Annotated in this window: 1 protein-coding gene; it reads left to right on the top strand. The window is 66.7% G+C overall.

Going from position 1 to position 264, the window contains the following annotated elements; all coding sequences use genetic code 11:
* Positions 1-264: efflux RND transporter permease subunit (locus tag AX737_RS15440; RefSeq protein WP_156453742.1), on the top strand; the 264-nt coding region annotated here is incomplete at both ends.

The following is a 264-nucleotide window of genomic DNA, read 5'->3' as shown; positions in this document are numbered from 1 at the left end:
TCGAGTTCGACTGGGGCACCGACATCTACCGCAACCGCCAGCAGGTCGCCGAGCGCCTCGCGATGGTGCGCCCGCAACTACCCCCAAACGTCAACCCGATGATGGGTCCGGTCTCCTCGATCATGGGCCAGATCGTGATGGTCGCCCTCAACGGCGGCACGGTCTCGCCGATGCAATTGCGGGAACTCGCCGACTTCACCATCCGACCACGCCTGCTCTCGATCCCCGGCGTCGCCCAGGTGATCCCGATGGGCGGCGAGGTGC

This window comes from Methylobacterium sp. CCH5-D2 (assembly GCF_001556475.1).
In the GTDB taxonomy this organism is placed as follows: Bacteria; Pseudomonadota; Alphaproteobacteria; order Rhizobiales; family Beijerinckiaceae; genus Methylobacterium; species Methylobacterium hispanicum.
The sequence above is the reverse complement of the archived record's forward strand: the minus strand, read 5'-3'. Positions and strand labels throughout refer to the sequence as shown.